This is a genomic window from Seonamhaeicola marinus (assembly GCF_008085455.1).
In genome coordinates, this window is the sequence record NZ_VSDQ01000632.1 from 1 (window position 1) to 554 (window position 554).

Annotated in this window: 1 protein-coding gene; it reads left to right on the forward strand. The window is 30.3% G+C overall.

Translation table 11 applies throughout. The annotated features are described in order from the left end of the window. Positions 1 to 32: 32 nt before the first annotated feature. On the forward strand, positions 33 to 554 hold a 522-nt coding region (locus FUA24_RS10925), incomplete at its 3' end, for a sigma-70 family RNA polymerase sigma factor (protein WP_148542221.1).

Below are 554 nucleotides of genomic sequence, written 5' to 3' on the forward strand. Positions count from 1 at the left end.
CTAGAATTAGCGCTATTTTTTATTGATGATTTATGAAGACTAAAGATGTTTGGAATACTTATGCTGATGCTATTAAATACTTTATTGTAAGTAAAGTAAATGATGCTGTAGTTGCTGATGATTTATTGCAGGAAACATTTATTAAAGTACACACAAAACTTAATACTTTAAAAGATGAAGACAAGCTAAAATCTTGGATTTTTTCAATAGCCCGATATACTGTTTTAGATTATTTTAGAAGCAAAAAAATAGTTTATGAAACAACCGATGATGATTTTGTTTTTGAAGACCAGAAATTAGAACATACCAAAGCCGATTGTTTGCGCGGTATTATTAAAAGCTTACCAAAAAAATACCGAGATCCGTTGTTTTTAAGTGATATACAGGGTTTAAAACAAGCGCAAGTTTCAAAGCAATTGCAATTACCTTTGCCCACAGTAAAATCTCAAATACAGCGTGCTAGAAAATTAATAGCTCAAGGTTTTATGGACTGTTGTGATTTTAAAGTAAATGAAAACGGTTATTTAGTGGGTGAGTTAAAAGAAAAAGCCGAT